Source organism: Paenarthrobacter sp. CM16, from assembly GCF_013179505.1.
GTDB lineage: Bacteria > Actinomycetota > Actinomycetes > Actinomycetales > Micrococcaceae > Arthrobacter.
In genome coordinates this window covers 1-4,653 of sequence record NZ_JABMCX010000334.1, presented here as the reverse complement: position 1 = coordinate 4,653, position 4,653 = coordinate 1, and the positions used below count along the sequence as shown (strand labels likewise).

The 4,653-nt window shown below is 63.9% G+C and carries 4 protein-coding genes; all 4 read right to left on the bottom strand.

The window, feature by feature from the left end:
- Nucleotides 1–1,279 (bottom strand): L-serine ammonia-lyase (locus HP499_RS21015; RefSeq protein WP_172326066.1); only part of this gene is annotated, 1,279 nt, incomplete at its 3' end.
- A gap of 475 nt (nt 1,280–1,754) precedes the next feature.
- Nucleotides 1,755–3,074: a serine hydroxymethyltransferase gene (gene glyA / locus HP499_RS21010; protein ID WP_172326065.1), complete on the bottom strand. Its 1,320-nt coding sequence runs from the start codon at nt 3,072–3,074 to the stop codon at nt 1,755–1,757.
- Nucleotides 3,071–3,454, bottom strand: coding sequence for a glycine cleavage system protein GcvH (gene gcvH, locus HP499_RS21005; protein WP_172326064.1), 384 nt, complete (start codon nt 3,452–3,454; stop codon nt 3,071–3,073). Before gcvH ends, glyA begins: the two co-directional genes overlap by 4 nt.
- 256 nt (nt 3,455–3,710) lie before the next feature.
- Nucleotides 3,711–4,653 (bottom strand): glycine cleavage system aminomethyltransferase GcvT (gene gcvT, locus HP499_RS21000; protein WP_172326063.1); only part of this gene is annotated, 943 nt, incomplete at its 5' end.

Below are 4,653 nucleotides of genomic sequence, written 5' to 3'. Positions count from 1 at the left end.
ACGCCATCTTCGCCGCGTTGATCGCCTTCGCCGCAGCAATCGCGTTCCGCTCAATACACGGAATCTGCACCAACCCCCCGATCGGATCACACGTCAACCCCAGGTTATGTTCCATCGCGATCTCCGCCGCGTTCTCCACCTGACCCGGCGTACCACCCATCACCTCAGCCAACCCCGCAGCAGCCATCGACGACGCCGACCCCACCTCACCCTGACACCCCACCTCAGCACCCGAAATGGACGCCTGCTCCTTATACAAAACCCCCACAGCACCGGCAGTCAGGAGGAACTTCACCACCACATCATCCCGATCCTGCTGGGAAGCCTTATCCATCCCCGGCGCATAATTCAACGCGTAATACAACACCGCCGGAATGATCCCCGCAGCCCCATTGGTCGGCGCCGTCACCACACGCCCGCCCGAGGCGTTCTCCTCATTGACCGCCAACGCGATCAGATTCACCCACTCCTGCCAATACTTCGGATCGTTCCGGTCCTTATCCTCCTTCAGGAGCCGCTCCAACCAATCAGGAGCACGACGACGGACCCGCAACCCGCCAGGAAGCACACCCTCACGCTTCAAGGACGTCTCAACACAGGCCTCCATCACGGACCAGATATGCAGCAAACCCTCCCGGATCTCCTCCTCGGACCGGGACGCACGCTCATTAATGAACATGATCTCGCTGATGCCCAAACCCTTGGACTGGCACCGGCCCAACAACTCCGCCGCCGTCCTAAACGGCAACGGCAACTCCTTCTTCGACTCCTCCAACTCCTGCTGAGCGGCGTTCTCCTCACCCTCACGGACAATGAACCCACCACCCACCGAAAAGAACGTCGTCTCCCGCACGATGTTTCCCTCAGCATCAGAGACAGCAAACTTCATCCCGTTCGTATGCCGCGGCAACACCGTCAACGGATGCAACACCATATCCTCCACCGCATACGGCAACTCCGCCCCCTCACCCGAGGCACCAGCCAGGTTCAACACACCCGTCTCAGCAATAGCAGCCAACCGCGCCTCCACCTCCTCAGGCAGGATCAGCTCAGGATGGTAACCCTCCAAGCCCAACAAAGTCGCCGTCATGGTCCCGTGACCACGACCCGTCGCAGCCAAGGACCCATACAGGTCAACCCGCAACGAAGCCACCGAACCCAGGACACCAGCGTCCCTCAACTCACCAGCGAACACTGCGGCAGCCCGCATCGGCCCCACAGTATGAGAACTCGACGGACCAATACCCACGGAAAACAGATCAAAGACCCCAACGGCCATGGTTTTTCCTCACTCAATAAACAAAAAATAGAACCCGCCCCGCCCCCAACAAACGGAGCGGACCCCACAAAACCCCCAACCTTTCGCCACTTCGACGCTTCGCTGCCAAGCACGCCGTGCGCACGGCACATCCCGCAGCAAACCCCCGAACCGGCCCCAGACGCCCACTCCCCAACCAACCGGACGCCCTAGGAGCACCCCCGGAAGCTGGATCCATTCACAAACAAGCGAACCCGCGAGTCGTGCCCCATCTCCTGCAGCCCGACTGTGTGCAACCCGACTCTGTGCAACCCGACTCTGTGCAACCCGGCGGGCCCCCTTGGGGCCGGCATCCGGAAGCGGGCGTCCAAGGGAGCATCGCATCCGCCCAGCGGATGCCTATGCGACCGAGCCCGCGGAGGATGTCGGCCCCAACGGGCGAAGGCGACCGAGCCCGCGGAGGACTTCAGGCCCATCGGCCAACGCAACCGAGCGGCTAGCTCAGGTTCGCGACTCCCGAGTACAGCGGGTGCGCCTTCGCGAGGACATCAACACGGTGCCTCAACCCGGAAAGGTCTGCGTCGGCGTCGGCGATCAATACTTCGGCGATGATGTCCGCAACCTCGCGGAAGGCCGCTTCCCCGAACCCGCGGGTAGCCAGCGCAGGCGTCCCGATCCGGAGGCCGGAGGTGACCATGGGCGGGCGGGGGTCGAAGGGGACGGCGTTGCGGTTGACGGTGATGTCGACGGCGGCGAGGCGGTCTTCGGCTTCCTGGCCGTTGAGTTCGCAGTTGCGAAGGTCTACGAGGACCAGGTGCACGTCGGTGCCGCCGGAGACTACGCTGATGCCTTTCGCGGCGACGTCGGGCTGGACCAGTCGCTCGGCCAGGATGCGCGAGCCCGCGAGGACACGTTCCTGTCGCTCACGGAACTCTTCGGAGGCGGCGATCTTGAACGCAACGGCCTTGCCCGCGATCACATGCTCCAGCGGTCCACCCTGCTGGCCCGGGAACACGGCCGAGTTGATCTTCTTGGCGATGTCGGCATCGTTGGACAGGATAATCCCGCCACGCGGACCGGCCAGGGTCTTGTGGGTGGTGGACGTGGTGACGTGCGCATGCGGGACCGGCGAGGGGTGCAGGCCCGCGGCAACCAGGCCGGCGAAGTGGGCCATGTCCACCATCAGGTAGGCACCCACGGAGTCGGCGATCCGGCGGAATTCGGCGAAGTCCAGCTGCCGCGCGTAGGCGGACCAGCCGGCCACGATCAATGCTGGTTTGTGCTCCTGCGCCAAAGATTCAACCTCAGCCATATCCACGGTGTGGGTGTCCTCACGGACTCCGTAGGGGACCACGTTGTAGAGCTTGCCGGAGAAGTTGATGCGCATGCCGTGGGTCAGGTGGCCACCGTGGGCCAGGTTCAGGCCCATGATGGTGTCGCCCGGCTTGATCAGCGCGTGCATTACCGAAGCGTTGGCTTGGGCGCCGGAGTGCGGCTGGACGTTGGCGAATCCAGCGCCGAACAGGGTCTTGATGCGGTCAATCGCGAGTTGCTCCACCACGTCAACGTGTTCGCAACCGCCGTAATAGCGCTTGCCCGGGTAGCCCTCGGCGTACTTGTTGGTCAGCACCGAACCCTGCGCCTGCATCACAGCCACGGCCGTGTGGTTCTCGGAGGCGATCATTTCCAGGCCGTCGCGCTGGCGCCCCAGTTCGTCGTCGATCTTCGCCGCGATCTCAGGATCCAGCTCTGACAGTTGGGCGTCCAACGACGCCGACACCACTTGCTGGTATTCAGTCACCGATACAGGGTTCACAGTTCTCCACCGTTCGTTGCAGCGTATTCTTCGGCCGACATGAGCGGCCCTTCGTCCGTGGCGGCCACCTTGAACAGCCAGCCCGCGCCATAGGGATCGTTGTTGATCAGGGCCGGATCGGTAACTACGGCGTCATTGATCTCGGTCACCTCCCCCGTCACGGGCGAGTAGAGGTCCGATACCGACTTGGTCGATTCCACCTCGCCACACGTCTCGCCGGCCGTCACTGTGGACCCAATCTCGGGCAGGTCCACGTACACAATGTCGCCCAGGGCGTCGGCGGCCACCGCGGAAATCCCAATCCCCACGGCCCCATCACCATCAACGGCAACCCACTCGTGCTCAGCCGAGTATTTCAATCCAGCAACTACTTTGCTCATCCCAACTCCTTCTCTGACTAACTGAAAACTTTTCAAGATCACCCGCGGCAGGTTGCCCCATCCCCAGCGCTTAGGGGTTCAAACAGCGCCGCAGCCCCTGCGGGAGTGACTTTCGGCAACAAAGCCCCTGCGGGAGCGACATCCGGAAGCGGGCGTCCAAGGGAGCATCGCGTCCGCCCAGCGGGCGCTTCTGCAACCGAGCCCGCGGAGGACGTCACTCCCGCCGGGCGTGCGGCACCAAGTCACTCCCGCCGGGCTACTTTTGGCGCTTGTAGAACGGCAGCGGCACGACTTCGAACGGCTCGGCTTTGCCGCGCAGGTCAACCTCGACGATCGTGCCCGGCTCGGAATGCTCGACGTCGACATACGCCAGGGCGATCGGGTAACCGAGCGTGGGGCTCGGCTGGCCTGAGGTGACTTCGCCGATCAGCGAGCCGTCTTTGAGGACCGAGTAGTGGGCGCGGGCGGCACGGCGTCCGGCCCCTTTGAGGCCTACCAGCTTCTGGCCCAACGTTGATCCGACGCCGGCAGCCTTGATGGCAGAGAGCGCCTCCCGGCCAATGAAGTCGCTTTCCTTGGCCAGGGAAACTACGGGGCCAAGGCCTGCGGCGTAGGCGTTGACGTGGATGGAAAGTTCGTTGCCGTACAGGGGCATTCCGGCTTCGAGGCGCAGGGAGTCGCGGGCTGCGAGGCCGGCCGGGATCAGGCCGTGGCCTTCGCCTGCTTCCAGCAGCGCTTCCCACAGGCCGGCGGCGTCAACGTTGGAGATGTAGATCTCGAACCCGTCTTCGCCGGTGTATCCGGTCCGGGCGAGCAGCAGGTGCTCAGTGCCGCCGTCGAACATTACCGGCACCTCCACCGCCGCGTAGTACTTCAGTCCGGTGACCAGCGCGTGCTGTTCTGCCGGGACAAGCGTCAGCAGGATGGCTTCCGCGGTGGGCCCCTGCACAGCGATGAGCGAAGTCTCGGCGGAAGCGTCCTCCACCACGACGTCGAATCCGCTTGCGCGCTCCGACAGCGCCGCGGCCACCACTTTCGCGTTGCCCGCGTTGGGGACCACCAAGTACCTGTCCACGCCGTCTTCGGGAGAGGGCCGGCGATAGGTGATGAGGTCATCGATGATGCCGCCGTCGGCGTTGCAGATCAGCGAGTACTTGGCCTTGCCCTCGGCCAACGCGGACAACTTGCCCACCAGCGCG